Source organism: Candidatus Sphingomonas phytovorans (assembly GCA_029202385.1).
Classification (GTDB): Bacteria; Pseudomonadota; Alphaproteobacteria; order Sphingomonadales; family Sphingomonadaceae; genus Sphingomonas; species Sphingomonas phytovorans.
Map to the genome: position 1 here is coordinate 3,183,954 of CP119314.1, position 15,266 is coordinate 3,199,219.

The 15,266-nt window shown below is 67.2% G+C and carries 15 protein-coding genes; 9 read left to right on the forward strand and 6 right to left on the reverse strand.

Features of this window, described 5'->3' with window-relative positions; translation table 11 throughout:
• Window positions 1-108 precede the first annotated feature (108 nt).
• From P0Y59_14565 to P0Y59_14575, 3 genes are all read left to right on the forward strand, one after another.
• The gene (locus tag P0Y59_14565; GenBank protein WEJ98166.1) at window positions 109-2,577 is read left to right on the forward strand and encodes a zinc-dependent metalloprotease; all 2,469 of its coding nucleotides are present in this window, start codon (window positions 109-111) and stop codon (window positions 2,575-2,577) included.
• A 120-nt stretch (window positions 2,578-2,697) separates the two neighbouring features.
• Window positions 2,698-3,576 (forward strand): 2-dehydro-3-deoxygalactonokinase, encoded by an 879-nt coding sequence (locus P0Y59_14570; GenBank protein WEJ98167.1) that lies wholly within the window; start codon window positions 2,698-2,700, stop codon window positions 3,574-3,576.
• Complete coding sequence (locus P0Y59_14575; protein ID WEJ98168.1) at window positions 3,566-4,192, forward strand: 2-dehydro-3-deoxy-6-phosphogalactonate aldolase; 627 nt, start codon at window positions 3,566-3,568, stop codon at window positions 4,190-4,192. Before P0Y59_14570 ends, P0Y59_14575 begins: the two co-directional genes overlap by 11 nt.
• Window positions 4,193-4,215: 23 nt before the next feature.
• Here the strand turns inward: P0Y59_14575 and P0Y59_14580 are convergent, their stop codons facing one another.
• The 5 genes from P0Y59_14580 to P0Y59_14600 form a co-directional block, all read right to left on the reverse strand.
• Window positions 4,216-6,018, reverse strand: a complete 1,803-nt coding sequence (locus P0Y59_14580; GenBank protein WEJ98169.1) for a diguanylate cyclase — start codon at window positions 6,016-6,018, stop codon at window positions 4,216-4,218.
• A 78-nt stretch (window positions 6,019-6,096) separates the two neighbouring features.
• The gene (locus P0Y59_14585) at window positions 6,097-6,486 is read right to left on the reverse strand and encodes a cytochrome c family protein (protein ID WEJ98170.1); all 390 of its coding nucleotides are present in this window, start codon (window positions 6,484-6,486) and stop codon (window positions 6,097-6,099) included.
• Between the two features lie 269 nt (window positions 6,487-6,755).
• The gene (locus P0Y59_14590) at window positions 6,756-7,355 is read right to left on the reverse strand and encodes an alpha-ketoglutarate-dependent dioxygenase AlkB (GenBank protein WEJ98171.1); all 600 of its coding nucleotides are present in this window, start codon (window positions 7,353-7,355) and stop codon (window positions 6,756-6,758) included.
• Window positions 7,355-7,981 carry a YbhB/YbcL family Raf kinase inhibitor-like protein gene (locus tag P0Y59_14595; protein ID WEJ98172.1) on the reverse strand — a complete coding sequence of 209 codons (627 nt, stop codon included), beginning with the start codon at window positions 7,979-7,981 and terminating at the stop codon, window positions 7,355-7,357. Before P0Y59_14595 ends, P0Y59_14590 begins: the two co-directional genes overlap by 1 nt.
• An 84-nt stretch (window positions 7,982-8,065) precedes the next feature.
• Window positions 8,066-8,323 carry a hypothetical protein gene (locus P0Y59_14600; protein WEJ98173.1) on the reverse strand — a complete coding sequence of 86 codons (258 nt, stop codon included), beginning with the start codon at window positions 8,321-8,323 and terminating at the stop codon, window positions 8,066-8,068.
• Between the two features lie 375 nt (window positions 8,324-8,698).
• Here P0Y59_14600 and P0Y59_14605 point away from each other — a divergent pair, with 375 nt between their 5' ends.
• The 5 genes from P0Y59_14605 (at window position 8,699) to P0Y59_14625 (ending at window position 13,663) form a co-directional block, all read left to right on the forward strand.
• Complete coding sequence (locus P0Y59_14605; GenBank protein ID WEJ98174.1) at window positions 8,699-11,599, forward strand: EAL domain-containing protein; 2,901 nt, start codon at window positions 8,699-8,701, stop codon at window positions 11,597-11,599.
• 99 nt (window positions 11,600-11,698) lie between these two features.
• Entirely contained in the window at window positions 11,699-12,304 is a 606-nt protein-coding gene (locus P0Y59_14610) for a DUF4142 domain-containing protein (GenBank protein ID WEK02587.1), read from the forward strand.
• A 134-nt stretch (window positions 12,305-12,438) separates the two neighbouring features.
• Window positions 12,439-12,696 (forward strand): type II toxin-antitoxin system prevent-host-death family antitoxin, encoded by a 258-nt coding sequence (locus P0Y59_14615; GenBank protein WEJ98175.1) that lies wholly within the window; start codon window positions 12,439-12,441, stop codon window positions 12,694-12,696.
• A complete protein-coding gene (locus tag P0Y59_14620) occupies window positions 12,693-13,088 on the forward strand; it encodes a type II toxin-antitoxin system VapC family toxin (GenBank protein ID WEJ98176.1) in 396 nt (131 codons plus the stop codon). The genes P0Y59_14615 and P0Y59_14620 overlap by 4 nt, the downstream gene beginning before the upstream one ends.
• Window positions 13,089-13,192: 104 nt before the next feature.
• Entirely contained in the window at window positions 13,193-13,663 is a 471-nt protein-coding gene (locus P0Y59_14625; protein WEJ98177.1) for an FKBP-type peptidyl-prolyl cis-trans isomerase, read from the forward strand.
• Window positions 13,664-13,686: 23 nt separating this feature from the next.
• On the opposite strand, the gene P0Y59_14630 is transcribed toward P0Y59_14625, so the two are convergent.
• Window positions 13,687-14,334, reverse strand: coding sequence for a TetR/AcrR family transcriptional regulator (locus tag P0Y59_14630; protein WEJ98178.1), 648 nt, complete (start codon window positions 14,332-14,334; stop codon window positions 13,687-13,689).
• 106 nt (window positions 14,335-14,440) lie between these two features.
• Here P0Y59_14630 and P0Y59_14635 point away from each other — a divergent pair, with 106 nt between their 5' ends.
• Window positions 14,441-15,265, forward strand: coding sequence for an NAD(P)H-binding protein (locus P0Y59_14635; GenBank protein WEJ98179.1), 825 nt, complete (start codon window positions 14,441-14,443; stop codon window positions 15,263-15,265).
• Window position 15,266: the final 1 nt, after the last annotated feature.

Sequence of the window (15,266 nt, forward strand, 5' to 3'; positions counted from 1 at the left end):
TCGTCCCGCACACGCTGCAATCGTTGCGTGTGCGGAACCATGGACCCCGGAACAAGTCCGGGGTGACGGGAAAGGCAGGCCGGCAATCAACTCAATCAGGACAGATCCATGAATAAGGCGAAGCTGCTTACTTCCTCACTAGGCGCGATCTGTCTGGCCGCCCTGCCCCTGTCCGCCATAGCGCGACCGGCCGAGCCGCCGGCCAAGGGTGCGTCGCTGCCCGCACGGGTCGACGGCTTCATCCCTTATTATTTCGACGCGGCGAAAGGTCGGGTGCTGATCGAGATCCCCGCATTCGACGCGGACGTGCTGTATTACGTCTCCGCCGCGACCGGCGGCGGATCGGTCGAACTGCCATTCGATCGCGGCGTGATGGACAGCGCGGTGATCCGCTTCACCCGTGTCGGCGGCAAGGTGCTGGTCAACGAGCAGAATCTACGCTTCCGTTCGCTCAGCGGAGATGCGGCGCATGCGGACGGGGTGACGGACAGTTTCCCCACCTCGACCCTGGCGGCGTTGCCGATCGAATCCGAGGCGGGCGGCAAGGTCGTCGTCGACGCGACGTCCCTCTTCATGCGCGATGCCGCCAATGTGGAATCGCAGCTCCGCCGCGCCAACCAGGGCGGCTTCAAGTTCGATGCGGGCAAGAGCAGCTTCTACCCGAAACGCATGAAGGCCTTTCCCGACAATACCGAGATCGAGACCAGCGCGACCTTCGTCGCCGACAATCCGGGCGCGCTGGTAACGGGCGTGACGCCCGACCCGCGCATGATGACGATGCGCATCCACCACAGCTTCCTGCGCGCGCCCACGGGCTACACCCCGCGCAAGGCCGATCCGCGCATCGGCGTCAGCGCGATCCGCTTCCAGGATTATTCGAAACCGTTCAACGAGAGCCCGGAGGAAAGCTGGATCACGCGCTGGCGGCTTGAGAAGAAGGACCCGTCCGCAGCGATCAGCGATCCGGTGAAGCCGATCACCATCTATTTCGACCCCGCGATTCCAACGCCGATCCGCCACGCGATGAAGCAAGGGCTGCTGTGGTGGAACAAGGCCTATGAGGCGGCAGGCTTCAGCAACGCGATCGTCGCGCTGGACGCACCGGCCGACATGGACCCGATGGATATCCGCTACGCCTATGTCCTGTGGATCAACCGGGACGAGCGCGGTTTCTCCTCGGGCGGCACCTATCGCGACCCGCGCACCGGCGAGGTGATCGGATCGAAGGTGCGCATGGACACGCACCGCATCCGCACCGTCGGCAATTATTGGGACAGCTATAGCGGCGGCTTGCCGGCGGACGGCAGCGGCATCACCATCGCCGATCCCGGCCTGCTGAGCGAGGACAGGATGGCGGCGATGCCGGCCGGGCAGCGCGACATGGTGCTGCTGCGCCAGGCGCTGCTCACCGCGCACGAACTCGGACACGCCCAGGGTTTCGGCCACAACTTCGCCTCGAGCCTCAACGACCGCGCCTCGGTGATGGAATATCCCACGCCGCGGGTGAAGGTGGTGAACGGCAAGCTCGACCTGAGCGAATCCTTCCAGAAACAGATCGGCGCCTACGACACCTATATGGTGCGCTACGCCTATACCCCGCTGCCCGCCGCATCGGAAAAGGCCAGGCTCGACGCGATCATCGCCGACATGCGCGCCAAGGGTATCCTCTACGTGCCCGAGACCGATCCGCGCTGGACCTGGTATGACGACCGCGCCACGCCGACCGAGAATCTGCGCGAGGCCCTGGCCGCCCGCGCGATCATGATCGCGAATTACGGGCCGCAGCTGCTGAAGCCCGACGAGCCGGTCGGCTCGCTGCGCAATGTCCGGCTGTGGATGGCCTATCTCCACCACCGCTACGCGATCGAATCCGGCCTGAAATATGTCGGTGGCCTGTACGAGAACATCGTCGTGAAGGGCGAGACCCTGCCACCGACCGAGTTCATCCCGGCGAAGCTGCAGCGCGACACGCTCGGTCTGCTGATGGAGGCGATCGAGCCGAAGAACCTGGCGCTGCCTGAAACGCTGCTGAGGCAGCTCACCCCCGATCCCGGCAATAATCTGGAGGACCTGTCGACCGACGATGTGTTCGACCAGCTTCGCGCGGCGCGCATCCTTGCCGGCATGGTACTTGAGCCCCTGTTCGATGCCGCCAAGTCGACCCGCATGATCGCGCTTGCCGCCCGCCAGCCCGACACGCTGACCTTCCCCGAGATGGTCGATACCGTCTTCGCGCATAGCTGGAATGCACCGGCCGACGGCACCGCATCCGACCGCGCGCTGCGCCGGGTGACTCAGCAGGTCGCGCTTGAATCGATGATGATCCTCGGCGGCAGCGACGCCGCCGCGCCCGAGGCGCGGGCCTATCTGCTCGACAAGCTCTCGACGCTGGCGGCCACTCTGAAGACGAAAGCCGGCGCCGATGCGCTGACCACCGCCTTCCATCGCCAGACCGCGCGCGACATCGCGCATTATCTTGAGGACCCGAAGGCCAATGCGCCCAAGACCGCGACGCCGGCCTGGGGCAAGGGGCCACGCTCTCGCTTCCCACAGCCGCCGGGACCGCCGCTGGGCTGATAATGAGAACCCGCGAGCGAGCGGTTCTCGACAGCGCGCGTGGGATGCTATTGAGAGGGAGGATGATCCGGCGTGCCGCCTCCCCTCCCCCTGGCCTTCGCCGGGGAAGAAATAATGCCCATGGCTGAGCCGGTCTTCCTCGCCATCGACTGGGGCACCACCAACCGCCGCATTTACGCGATCGACGCACACGCCACCGTGGTCGCGAGCGAACGCGACCATCGCGGCGTCACCTCGGTCGCGCCCGGCGACTTCCCCACCGAGGTCGCCGGCATCCGCGCCCGCTTTGGCGACTTGCCGGTCCTCATCGCCGGCATGGCCGGATCGGTGCGCGGCTGGGTCGAGGTTCCCTATCTCGCCTGCCCGGCGAACCTCACCGCATTGGCAAACGCACTGCACTGGGTCGAACCGCGGACCGCGATCGTGCCCGGCCTGTCCTTTGTCGGGGACGGCGGCGACGTGATGCGCGGCGAGGAGGTTCAGTTGCTCGGCAGCGTGGCCGCAGGCTTCGCCCCGCCCGACGCCCTGCTCTGCCAGCCCGGCACGCATTGCAAATGGGCCCGCATGGCGGGCGGCAGCGTCGCGGCTTTCCGCACGGCGATGACCGGCGAGCTGTTCGCGCTGCTCCGCCGCCACAGCCTGCTCGCCGATTTCCTGACGGCCGACGTCGTGGAGGGCCCGGCCTTTCATGCGGGCATCGCTGCCTCGGCCGACGCCACGCTGCTGACCGCTCTGTTCGGTGTCCGGGCAAGCGTGCTGCTCGACCTGCGCCCGCGCGAGGAAGCTGCCTCCTATGTCAGCGGCCTGCTGATCGGCAGCGATGTCAGCGAACAGGCGCTGGTGCCGGGCCAGCCGGTCCATCTCCTGGCCGATCCAGCGCTCGGCCCGCTCTATGCCGCCGCGATCGGGGCCTATGGCGGGCGTCCGGTCGCGATCGACAGCCAGGCCGGCTTCATCGCCGGCATCACCGCCCTGTGGAGGATGATCGATGCACGCTGACTTCGCCGCGGCCATGGCCCGTTGTCCGCTGGTCGCGATCCTGCGCGGCGTGAAACCCGATGAGGTCGAGGGCGTCGCCGATGCACTGATCGAGGCGGGCTTCTCGATGATCGAGGTGCCGTTGAACTCGCCAGATCCGCTGGCGAGCATCGAGCGGCTGGCCCGACGCTATGGCGACACCGCGCTGGTCGGCGGCGGCACCGTGCTGTCGGTCGCCCAGGTCGAGAAGGTCCGCGCGGTGGGCGGCCGGCTGATCGTGTCGCCCAACACCAATATCGACGTCATCGCCGCCGCCGCCCGCGACGGGCTGGTCGTGCTGCCCGGCTATTTCACGCCAAGCGAAGCCTTTGCCGCGATCGCCGCCGGGGCGAGCGGCCTGAAACTGTTTCCGGCCGAGGCAGCCACCCCGGCCGTGCTGAGCGCGCACCGCGCCGTGCTGCCGCCGGAGATGGCCGTGTTCGCGGTGGGCGGGATCACGCCCGAGGGGATGGCACCGTGGCGCGCCGCCGGCGCGCAGGGTTTCGGGCTCGGCTCGGCACTCTACCGGCCGGGCATTTCGCCTGTCGAAGCTGGTGAACGCGCGCGCGCTTTCATCGCCGCATTGGGGAACGGCTGAAGAGAAGGCGGAAGAGAAGAGAGTCAGGCAGCGACGCTCTTCTGTGTCCCGTCCACCCCCGAGGCAACGATCACCAGGTTCCGCCCGCGCGTCTTCGCCTCGAGCAACGCGGCGTCGGCGCGCGCCACCAGATTCGCGACCGGCCCGTCCTGTGGCGAGGCGGCGACGCCGATCGATACCGAGATATGTCCGAGCACGCGCCCACGATAGGCAAGTGGGGTGGCGGCGGTGCGGCTGCGGATTCGCTCCCCCATCTCGCGCCCGGCCGTTTCGTCCGCGCCCGGCAGCAGCACGGTGAACTCCTCCCCGCCGAAGCGGTGGACCTGGCCGGCATCGCCGACCGCGTCGAGCATGATCGCCGCGACCTGCTGCATCACCACGTCGCCCGCCTCATGCCCGAATTCGTCGTTGAAGCGCTTGAAATGGTCGATATCGATCATCAGCCCCGCGATCGGAGCGGCGTCGCCATCCTGACGTCGGCGGTTGATCGTCCCATCCAGGCTGCGGCGATTGAGCAGCCCGGTCAGCGCATCGCGAATCGCGAGGCTGGTCAGCTGTTCACGCAACCGCAGATTGGCGAGCGCGAGGCCGATATTCTCCGCCATCAGCTCCAGATAGAGGCGCGAGGCACCGCTGATCGCGCCGCCATCCTGGCGTTCCTCGAAATAGAGCAGGCCGATCGTGTCGCCCTGCGCGGTCAGCGGCACGCACAGCGCAGCCACGGTCCCCTCGCCGACATGCGGGCAGGCGATATCGACATGATCATGGTTGCTGACATGCGGCCGGCCGCGCCGGAGGCCCCAGCAGGCGGCCGGCGAGAAGGCATCGACCGACACGACCGGATCGAGCCAGCTGCTCGCCAGGGTCAGCGCGGTGCGGGTGTGGTTCTGGACATAGAGATGCCCGGCCAGATTGGGGAAGGTCTGCGGCGCGAAGCAGGCGACCACCTCGGCCAGCTCGCCCTGAGTCTCCGTCGCCTGCAGGCGGTGCATCATCTGGAGGATGGTGTCCTTGGCACGCTGGTCGGCGGCCCGCTCTGCCTCAAGCCGGTCGCGTTCGAGGCCATTGTCGCGAAACACATGGATCGCGTTGGTCATGTCGCCGATCTCGTCGCGGCGGCGATCCTGCGGCACCTCGACGCTATAGTCCTGCCGTGCCAGCCGGGCGAGGATGCCGGTCATCCGCGTGAGCGGCAGCGCGACCCTGCGACGCAGCACGAAATACAGCACCGCGAGGAACAGCAGGGCAGTGAGCCCCAGCATCCCGCGGGCGACGCGGCCGAACCAGTCGCTGCGCTCGCGCGCCTCGCGCAGCGCGGCTTGGGTGCGGGTCGCGGCCAGCGCGCGGAATCGGTTGACCGGCTCGAGGACCCCCGTCTGCGCCCGCTCATGATCGGGGCCGAACAGCATCGTCTGGGCGGAGGCCATGTCGCCGGCCTGCACCTTCGCGATCGCGGCGCGTTCCAGCGCGTCGAGCTCCTCCAGGTTGCGCTGGACCTCCTGCAGCGCGGAACGCTCGGCGGGCGCGAGATCGAGCGCGTGAAGCCGTTCGATGATCCGCTCGCGCGCGTGGATGTCGCGCTCCTCGGCGCGGAAGGCGTTGAGGTGACGGGCCGCCCCGCGCATCGCATAGAGCCGCGCCTCGTCCGAGCGCTTCTCGGCGGCGATCGACAGTTCCTCGCCGAAATCGTCGAGAGTCAGATGCTGCTGGACCGCGAGACGCTCCTCATCGGCGGCGCGCACTGAACTGATAAAGGCAATGCCGGAGATGCCGGTGAGCAACAGCGTGAAGCCGTAGGCCCAGTTGGTGATGGTGCTGATACGCATGGCGACGCGGCTAGCACCGCCATGGTTGCCGCCCCGTTAAGGCGGGCCACGGCGCGGCGCCATCGCCCGACAGCCCGGTTATTTCTTCGCTGTGCCGTTCTGCCTGAGGAACGCGATCACGTTCGCCTGGTCCTGCGCATTGGGAAGTCCGATGAAGATCATTTTCGTCCCCGGCAGCGCCTGGCGCGGCGCGGCGAGGAAGCTGGCGAGGTTCTTGTCGTTCCACACCAGAGCGGACGCCTTCATCGCGGGCGAATAGCTGAAGCCGGGCGCCGCGGCCGCCTTGCGATTGACCACGCCGCGCAGATTGGGGCCAAGGCCGTTCCTGCCGGACGGATCGAGGCTGTGGCACGCGCCGCATTTCTTGAACACAACCGCCCCCGCAGCCGCATCGGCCGGCGGCGCGGCAGACGCCATGGTGGAACCGGCCAGCATTGCAATCGACGTCAGGCCAGCAAGATACCTCATTCGGATGCTCCCATACGCAAGACCACGAACCCACATCGCGTGTTCCGATTGCCTTTAAGGCGGCCCGTTCCGTGGCTTGCAATACGATTGTTCGCATCGCGCGCAGCCGGACGATCACCGTTCCGGAAAACTACCTATCTGGGTAACTACGGAATGGTTGACGCACCCTTTACCAGCCTAATCGGCCCGGCCAGCCGCTATCGAGTAGCTGTACGGCGGCGGAACCAGGCCGGGTCTTTAGGCGAGTGCCCCGGCCTGGTTTTACGCCTCTAACCCGCGACCTTTCGCATTCCCTTTTCGGACAGGCTCCGGAACGTCACCGACCAGCGGCGCCTTTCCATCGAGGCGATGCTGTGTTCCCAACCATGCCGAGCCTCCCCCCGGAGATGGTAGATCGACCGCGGCGAAAGCGGGAGCGCGGCCCGATCGAACCCCTTCTCCACGCGCCGCCGCAACCGCAGGGTCGCCTGGGTCCCGAGCGAGATGCCGATGATATGGTCGAACACCGGCCTGTCGCGGTGCCAGCCGATTCCGGCGCCGGGATCGTACCGCACCACCAGCGCCTGGACGAGTTCGCCGTCCACCAGTCCGGCGAAGCGCGCCGCGCGGGCACGCAGCGGCAGCAGGAAATCGGGGATCGGCTCGGTCGGTCCGAAGCTCGCATTGCCGAAATCATAGCGCCAGCCGAACGACGCGGTCAGCCTTTTGCCCAGCCAGCCCTGGAAGCGGAACGGCGAGACCTCGATCCCTTCCAGTCGCGCGATCAGGACCCGTTCCTCGTCAGCCGAGATGATGTCGGCGGCATAATCAAGGCCCGGTGGCAAGCCGGGCGGCGCCATGCCGAGCAGGTCGTGCGATACCGCCGCCATCAGGCCCGCGCCGCCCCACCCAAACCCGCGGCCCGGGTCGGCGCCTGCTCCCCGCGCGAATAGGTGCCGGTCAGCACCCCGGCCGCCAGCACCCGACCGCGGATTGCCTCGACGATCGCCGTCCGGCCCGGATTGGCTCCGGGCTCGGGCGTGTCCGACAGGGCGAAAAGCTGGAACACATAATCGTGCGATCCGTGGCCGGTCGGCGGATCGGGCGGCAGCCACCCCTGAGTGAAGAAGCTGTTCCGCCCGACATCGCGCCCGTCTGGCGCACCCGCGCCATCCCCGGCGATCGCGCCCTCGGCCAGCCGGCACCCGTCGGCGGACAGGCCCCAGACCACGGCATGGACCAGCGGGTTCAGCGACGGTGCGTCGGGATCCTCGACGATCAGCGCCAGGCTCCGTGTCTCTCGCGGCACCGCGCCCCACAGCAACGGCGGCGAGACGCCGGCACCATCGGCCGTGAAGCGCACCGGCAGGCGCGCGCCATTGGCAAAGGCCGGGCTCGACAGGTCGATCGGCACGCCGGTCAGGCCAAGATCGGGATCGGCGATGGCCAGCCGGACATGGCCCGCGCGAACGCCTTGCAGCATCCTGCCCAGCCAGTGCGGCACATGTTCGAGCATCGCCTGCCTCCTTCACACAGCAGATGGCACGCAGTAGATGGGAAGAACCCGCGGAGGTTGCGAGGTTTCCCAAAGTTACCCCGGCTATCGGTTCTCCCGGCCCGGCGGCGTGACCTCGACCGCCTCGGCGAACGGCACGGTGCGCACCGGCTCGCCGAGCGCATCGGTGATTTCAAGGCGGCCATCCAGGTCGAGGCTGCCCTCATCGACTTCGCCGGCAAGGAGCGAGCGGATGCCCGCCAGAGCCGCGGCGTGCGCCTCGCGCGGACCGGGGAGATCCTGCCCCTCCTCATCCGGCGTCAGTCCGGAGCCGTTGTGGATATGAAAATAATATTGGGGCATATCCGCCGAACGCCGGGCACACCGGTTTGGCTCCGTAACGATCTGATTCTGTCGATACGCTCGCCCCTGAAGATCGTGATGCGTCGACCGGACGCGACAATGGCGCCCGAAGGTCGCAGCCGATTCCAGTGTGTTAGCGCCTCCCCTTCGGGCCATTCGGACGCCCGTCGAAAACCTCCATTTCGGACTGGTCGCGGACCAGAAATCGCCGCCACAGACCCAATCTTTTGTTAGGCTTTCCAATATAGTTAAGGCCCCGGCCGTCTCGAGGGGAGCATGGCCCGGGAGGAACGCGTGAACCGCACGGGCGCACGCCCATCAACAGACCGCAGGGATAGGGCCGGGGGCTTACCGGAAGGACCGTCCATAACGCCAATGCCGCTCGGCGTTGGCGCGGTGGAGGATTCGATCCTGCGACGCATCGTCGCGCTGGCGATCGACGCGCTTGGCGCGCCGATCGGTTTCATCAGCTTCGCCGCAGCCGAACGACAACTCGTGCGCGTCCAGATCGGCGTCGCCGGCCCGTTGCGCCCCGCCGATGCGCTGCTGCCCGCCGGCCTGATCGGCCAGCCCGACCCGATCGTGATCCCCGATACCCAGGCACCGGAATGGCACGGCCTGATCCCCGCCACCGATCTGCTCGGCGCCCGCTTTGCCGTCATCCTCCCGATCGGCACGCCGGGAGAGGCTGACGCTGGCATGCTGTGCGTGCTCGACACCACGCCCCGCCAGGCCCCGGATGCCCGCGTCATGCGCATGCTCGCCGGTCTCGCCGCGCTGGCCGGCGCCGAACGCTGGCCCGATTCCAGGACGGCAGCGCCACGCCCGCCCTTGCGCGCCGCGCAGCTCGACACGGTGTTCCGCGAGGCGATGGTCGGCATCGTGCAACGCGACGTGGAAGGCCATGTACTGATGGCGAACGACCATTATTGCGCGCTGGTCGGCCGCTCGCTGGACGAACTGGAGAACCTGCCCGCCAAGGCCTATCTCCACCCCGACGATCTTGCCCGCAACGAGGGGCGGTACCGCCACCATCTCGAGACGGGCACGCCGTTCCGCATCGAGCTTCGCTATGTCCGGCCCGATGATTCGGTGATCTGGTGCGAAGTGAACATCTCCTTCGTCCGCGACGATGCGGGGCAGATCCGGTCGATCATCACCGTGGCCCAGGACATCACCCGCCGCCGTCTTACCGAGCAGGCCCTGCGCGAAAGCCGCGAGCATCACCGCCATTCGGTCGAGCTCAACCCGCAGATCCAGTGGACCGCGCGGCCCGACGGGTCGATCGAGGAAGTCGGGCCCCTCTGGGTCTCGCTGACCGGGACCAGCCCCGACCAGGCGCGCGGCAATGGCTGGATCGAGGCGCTCCATGCCGAGGATGTCGCCCCGACGATGCGGGCCTGGCACGAAGCGGTGCGGCAGCGCCGGCCGGTCGACATCGAATATCGGCTGCGTTGCGGCGACGCCTATCGCTGGATGCGCGCGCGCGCCGCACCCCGTTGCGACGAGCATGGCGCGGTGATCCGCTGGTACGGATCGCTGGAGGATATCCACGACCGCAAGGCAGCCAAACAGGCGCTTGGCGAAAGCGAGGAGCGGCTGCGGCTGGCGGTGCAGGCGGCGGGACTCGGCATCTGGGACTATGACACCATCACCGGCGCCCGGCGCTGGTCCGAGGAACTGCTCGGCATGCTCGGCCTGCCTGCCGATGCAGAGCCGACCATGGCGGAAGCGCTCGAGATCGTGCATCCCGACGACCGCAACAAGTTCCGCTCGATCGTCACCGCCGTGACCGGTGGTTTCCTGCCCGAGGCCTTCGAGGTCGCGTTGCGCGTCCGCCGCGCGGACAGTGGCGCGCAACGCTGGCTCAAATCGACCGGCTGGAAATCGGTCAGCGGCTCCGGCCATCTGAGCCGGATGATCGTCACCTTCCAGGACGTGACGGAGGAACGCGACGCCGAGGAGCGAATCCGCTGGGCCGCGACGCACGATCCGCTGACATTGCTGCCCAATCGCCTGGCGCTGCAGGAGGAACTGGACGGCGCGATCGCGCTGGCGGCCGGGACTCAGGAACGGATCGGGCTAATGCTGTTCGACGTCGACAACCTGAAGCGGATCAACGACACGCTTGGCCATGACGCGGGCGACGCGTTGCTGCGCGTCTTCGCCCGGCGCCTGGTCGAGGTCGCGCCGGATGGCGCCACGATCGGCCGGCTCGGCGGCGACGAGTTCGCGATCGTGATGCCGGCGGTCGGCGGCGTGGAGGATCTCATGCGCTGCGCCGCATCGCTGCTGAAGAGCCTGCGCGCGCCCTTCGCGTTCAACGGCCGGACGCTGGATTGCGCGGCCAGCATCGGCGCCTCGATCTTCCCCGAACATGGCAACGAGCCCACCGAACTGCTCAAATCGGCCGACCTCGCGCTGTACGCGGCGAAGACGGCGGGCCGGGGGCGGACCAGGGTGTTCCGGCCGGAAATGCGGTCCGAGTTGCAGCGCCAGTTTTCCATGATCAACCTGGCGAAGGATGCGCTGGCCAATGCGCGGGTCGATGCCTTCTACCAGCCGAAGATCGACCTCAACAGCCACCGCCTGGTCGGATTCGAGGCGCTGTTGCGCTGGCACGACCAGCAGGGTGGCACGCATATGCCGGCGGATATCCGCGCCGCGTTCGACGATCCGGACCTGTCGATCGAGATCACCGATCGCATCCTGACCAAGGTGACGGGCGACCTGAGGCGCTGGCTCGACCAGGGGTACGACCCGGTCTCGATCGCGGTGAACACCTCGGCCAATGATTTCCGCTACGATAATTTCGCCGAGCGCGTGCTGGAGAGCCTGGAGCGGTGCGGCCTGCCCTCCTCCATGCTCGAGATCGAGGTGACCGAGACGGTCTTTCTCGGGCGCGGCGCGCATTATGTCGAACGGGCGCTGCGCATGCTCAGCGCCGCCGGCATCCGCATCGCGCTTGACGATTTCGGCACCGGCTACGCGTCGCTCAGCCATCTGAAGCAATATCCGGTCGACATATTGAAGATCGACCGCAGCTTCATCAGCAATTTGGAAAACAGCCCCGACGATGCGGCGATCGCTGACGCGGTGATCGATCTCGGCCGCAATCTCGGCATCACGATCGTCGCCGAGGGCGTCGAGACCAGGGCGCAGGCGCAGCATTTGCGAAAGCGCGGCTGCGCGGTCGGCCAGGGCTTCCTGTTCGGCCATCCCGCGACCGCCGACCAGATATTCCCGCAGTGGCGAGAGGGGCTCTACCGGGACTGACCGATGGTCGGCCCGATGGTCGGCCCGATGGTCGGCGATGCGGGAACAGCGGGCGTGGCCACGCGTTCGAACCGCCTGCACCCAACGGAGAATATCCCGATGAAAGCCGTCACACCGCTCGCAGCGGCCGTCCTCGCCCTCAGCCTCGCCGCCTGCGGTCCGAAGGCCGAGCAGGCGGCCGACGAAACGATCAACACCACCAGCGAGACGATAGCCGATGTCGGGAACGCCGCCTCCAACGCGCTCGATGCCGCGGGCGACGCGCTCCAGCCCACGCCGAACGGCCAGAGCTTCGCCGACAGCGCGGCAAAGAGCGACGCGTTCGAGATCGCTGCGGCCAAGCTGGCGCTTACCAACGCGTCGTCGGCCAGGGTCAAGGCCTTCGCCAATGACATGATCAAGGCACATACCACGTCGACCGCCAAGATCGAGGCGGCAGCCGCCAGGGCCCGCCCGGCGATTACCCCCGACCCGGCACTGACCGGCGAGCAGAACGACGACCTCACCGATCTCGGCAAGCTGAAGGGCGCCGACTTCGACAAGGCCTATATCGCGGGCCAGATCGACGCGCATGACGATGCCCTGGAACTGATGGAAAACTTCGCGAAGGACGGCGACGTCCCCTCCCTGAAGGCCGCCGCCAGCGAGATCATACCGGTCGTGAAGAAGCATCTCGACATGGCCAAGGCACTCGAAAAACCCTGACTTCTGCCGAGGGAACCTGAGTCACGTCAAAGAACGCCACCGGATGATTCGATGCGTCGACCGTTGAAATGGACCATTTGATAGTCTATATTGCCAGGCAATAGACCATTGGATGGACCAGAAGGGGTTGCGCGGTGCGTATATCGGTGACTGAGGCAAAAGCGCAACTGACCGAGCTGGTACGCCGTGCCGAAGCTGGCGATGAGATTGTGCTCACCCGCCACGGTCACCCGGCCGTCCGTCTGGTACCGGTGAATCCGTTGCCGGACCGCAAGGCACGCCGGATCCTGCTCGAAGCGATGCGGGCATCCGGGGCAGCGAAGAAAATTTCGGGGCCCATAGCCGCGCGAAGCCAGGATTTCCTCTATGGTGATGACGGCCTGCCCGAATGATCGCGGTCGATACGTCGGCCCTGATGGCAATTCTGCTTGATGAGCCCCAGGCAAATGCCTGCATCGCAGTGCTCGAAGATGAAGGCGACCTTGTCATCTCCGCCGGAACAGTGGCGGAAGCGCTGATCGTCGCGGCACGGCGCAACGTCGGCGAAGAGCTGACCGGGCTTATCGAAGGCCTCGGCTTCGACATCGTGCCGGTGACACCGGCGTCGGCGCGGCGGATCGCGGACGCTTATGCACGATGGGGCAAGGGGGTACACCCGGCCGGCCTCAACTTCGGCGATTGCTTCGCTTATGAAACGGCGCGCGAGCATGAGTGCCGCCTGCTCTATGTCGGCAACGACTTCGCAAGGACCGATATCGAAAGCGCCCTCGCTGACGCGACGTGACCCAATTCCCCTGCCCATGCTGTGCGCTATAGAGCGCGCACGAGACAGGGCATGAAAGGATGACGATGGGTTCGAGGATGTGGGCAACGGCAATGACGGCCGCGATGATGCTAACATACGCCCCGGCGGCACTGGCGCAGGACACGCCCGACGCGACCAACAGCCAGGACCCGGGCTGGCATAACCGTCAGATGCTCTATCTGCTCGGCCTCAAGGCGACCGACGGATGGCACTATACCAGCAGCGGCCTGCGCTATCGGCGGATCAAGGCCGGGCCGGCGGGCGCACCGCATCCCACGCGGACCGACGTGGTGACGATCCACTATACCGGCCGGCTGATCGACGGCACCGAGTTCGACAGTTCGGTCGGCCGCGGCGCGCCCGCGACCTTCCCCCTGCCCCGGCTGATCCGCGGCTGGCAGGAAGGCGTTCCGCTGATGGCCGTCGGCGATACCTTCGAATTCGCGATCCCGGCCGACCTGGCCTATGGCACCGAGGCGACCGGGCCGATCCCTGGCGGCGCCACCCTGTTGTTCACGATCGAGCTGTTCGGCACGGCGCCGGCCGGGGGATGATCCCTTCACGCGAGGCCGGACGATCAGGCAAGGCCGGGCAGATTGTCCGGCATCATGCGCTTGAACAGATCGATGATCTGCTCGCCTTCGGCTGAAGGGAGGGTGATCGCATGACGCACGGCGGCGGCGATCAGCGTCATCGTCAGTTGCGACGCCGCCGCTAGCGCCGGCACGTCCCGTTCCGGCGCGATGCGCGTCAGCGCGTCGAGCAGCAGGCCGGAGAGGAAGGCACCGTCCGCCTCGTCCAGTTGCTGCAATGCCCGGTCGGCCTGGGTCGCCTGCCAGATATCGCGCATGACGGGCTCGTCGATGAACATGCGATAATAGCCGTCGACGACGCGGCACAGCGCCGGATTCAGGTCAGCGATGCCCTGCACCGGCGCCAGCTCGGCCGCCACACAGGCGCGCCCGATCGCATTGTAGCGCTCAGCCAGGGTGCCGATGATCGCCGTCTTGTCCGGGAAATATTGGTAGAGCGAGCCGAACGGCACGCCGCTCCGCTCGACGACGTCGCTCATGCGGAACGCTTCGCTGCCCTTTTCGGCCATCAACGAGGCGGCGGATTCGAGGATTCGCTCGAAACGCTCGCGGCTGCGCCGCTGCGTTGGGACCAGCCGGGCCATGCCGCCGCCGTCTCCGTCCGCCCCACCCTGTCCCGCCTTCGCCGCCACCGATCGTCCTTCTTCCCGGATGCTTGACGAACAAAATACGAGAGTTTATCGGGTTTAGCAAATACGAGGAGTTCTCGTATTTGCTAAACCCGAAGGAACCCGATCAATGACGAACGAGTCCCCGATCCTGATCATCGGCGGTGGCGGCAAGACCGGCCGGCGCGTCGATTCACTGCTGTCCGCGCGCGGCATCGCCACCCGGCCGGTTTCGCGCTCGACACCGATCCCGTTCGACTGGCTCAATCCCCAGGGCTGGGGCGCGGCGCTTGATGGCGTCTCCAGCGCCTATGTCACCTTCCAGCCCGATCTCGCGGTCGACGGCGCGGCCGACGCCATCGCCGAACTGGGGCGACTCGCCCGCGAAAAGGGCCTTGAGCGGATCGTGCTCCTGTCAGGCCGAGGCGAACCCGGCGCGCAGCGTGCCGAGGCCGTCCTGCAAGCCTCGGGCGTGCCATGGACCATCGTGCGGGCAAGCTGGTTCAACCAGAATTTCAGCGAAGGCTATCTGATCGGCGGCATCCTGGCGGGCGAGGTGGCGCTGCCCGCCGGCGCCATGCGCGAACCGTTCATCGACGCCGACGACATCGCCGACGTTGCGGTGGCGGCGCTGACCGATGCGCGCCACGCCAACCGCCTCTACGAAGTGACTGGCCCGCGCGCGCTGACCTTTGCCGAGGCGGTAGCGGAGATCGCCGCCGCGACGGAAAGGCCGATCAGCTATACCCGCATCTCGCCGGAAGCGTTCGCCGACGGGCTGCGACCTTATGTGGAGGCGGATATCGTCGACCTGTTGCACGACCTCTTCACCGTCGTGCTCGACGGCCGCAACGAGCAGGTGACGCATGGCGTCGAAGAAGCATTGGGGCGTCCGGCCCGCAGCTTTTCGGACTATGTGCGCCGTACGGCGGACTCGGGGGCGTGGCGGGTCTGAA

Coding starts and splice junctions, on each gene's coding strand:
- P0Y59_14565 (WEJ98166.1), top strand. CDS start 109: ATGAATAAGGCGAAGCTGCTTACTTCCTCACTAGGCGCGATCTGTCTG.
- P0Y59_14570 (WEJ98167.1), top strand. CDS start 2,698: ATGGCTGAGCCGGTCTTCCTCGCCATCGACTGGGGCACCACCAACCGC.
- P0Y59_14575 (WEJ98168.1), top strand. CDS start 3,566: ATGCACGCTGACTTCGCCGCGGCCATGGCCCGTTGTCCGCTGGTCGCG.
- P0Y59_14580 (WEJ98169.1), bottom strand. CDS start 6,018: ATGCGTATCAGCACCATCACCAACTGGGCCTACGGCTTCACGCTGTTG.
- P0Y59_14585 (WEJ98170.1), bottom strand. CDS start 6,486: ATGAGGTATCTTGCTGGCCTGACGTCGATTGCAATGCTGGCCGGTTCC.
- P0Y59_14590 (WEJ98171.1), bottom strand. CDS start 7,355: ATGGCGGCGGTATCGCACGACCTGCTCGGCATGGCGCCGCCCGGCTTG.
- P0Y59_14595 (WEJ98172.1), bottom strand. CDS start 7,981: ATGCTCGAACATGTGCCGCACTGGCTGGGCAGGATGCTGCAAGGCGTT.
- P0Y59_14600 (WEJ98173.1), bottom strand. CDS start 8,323: ATGCCCCAATATTATTTTCATATCCACAACGGCTCCGGACTGACGCCG.
- P0Y59_14605 (WEJ98174.1), top strand. CDS start 8,699: ATGCCGCTCGGCGTTGGCGCGGTGGAGGATTCGATCCTGCGACGCATC.
- P0Y59_14610 (WEK02587.1), top strand. CDS start 11,699: ATGAAAGCCGTCACACCGCTCGCAGCGGCCGTCCTCGCCCTCAGCCTC.
- P0Y59_14620 (WEJ98176.1), top strand. CDS start 12,693: ATGATCGCGGTCGATACGTCGGCCCTGATGGCAATTCTGCTTGATGAG.
- P0Y59_14625 (WEJ98177.1), top strand. CDS start 13,193: ATGATGCTAACATACGCCCCGGCGGCACTGGCGCAGGACACGCCCGAC.
- P0Y59_14635 (WEJ98179.1), top strand. CDS start 14,441: ATGACGAACGAGTCCCCGATCCTGATCATCGGCGGTGGCGGCAAGACC.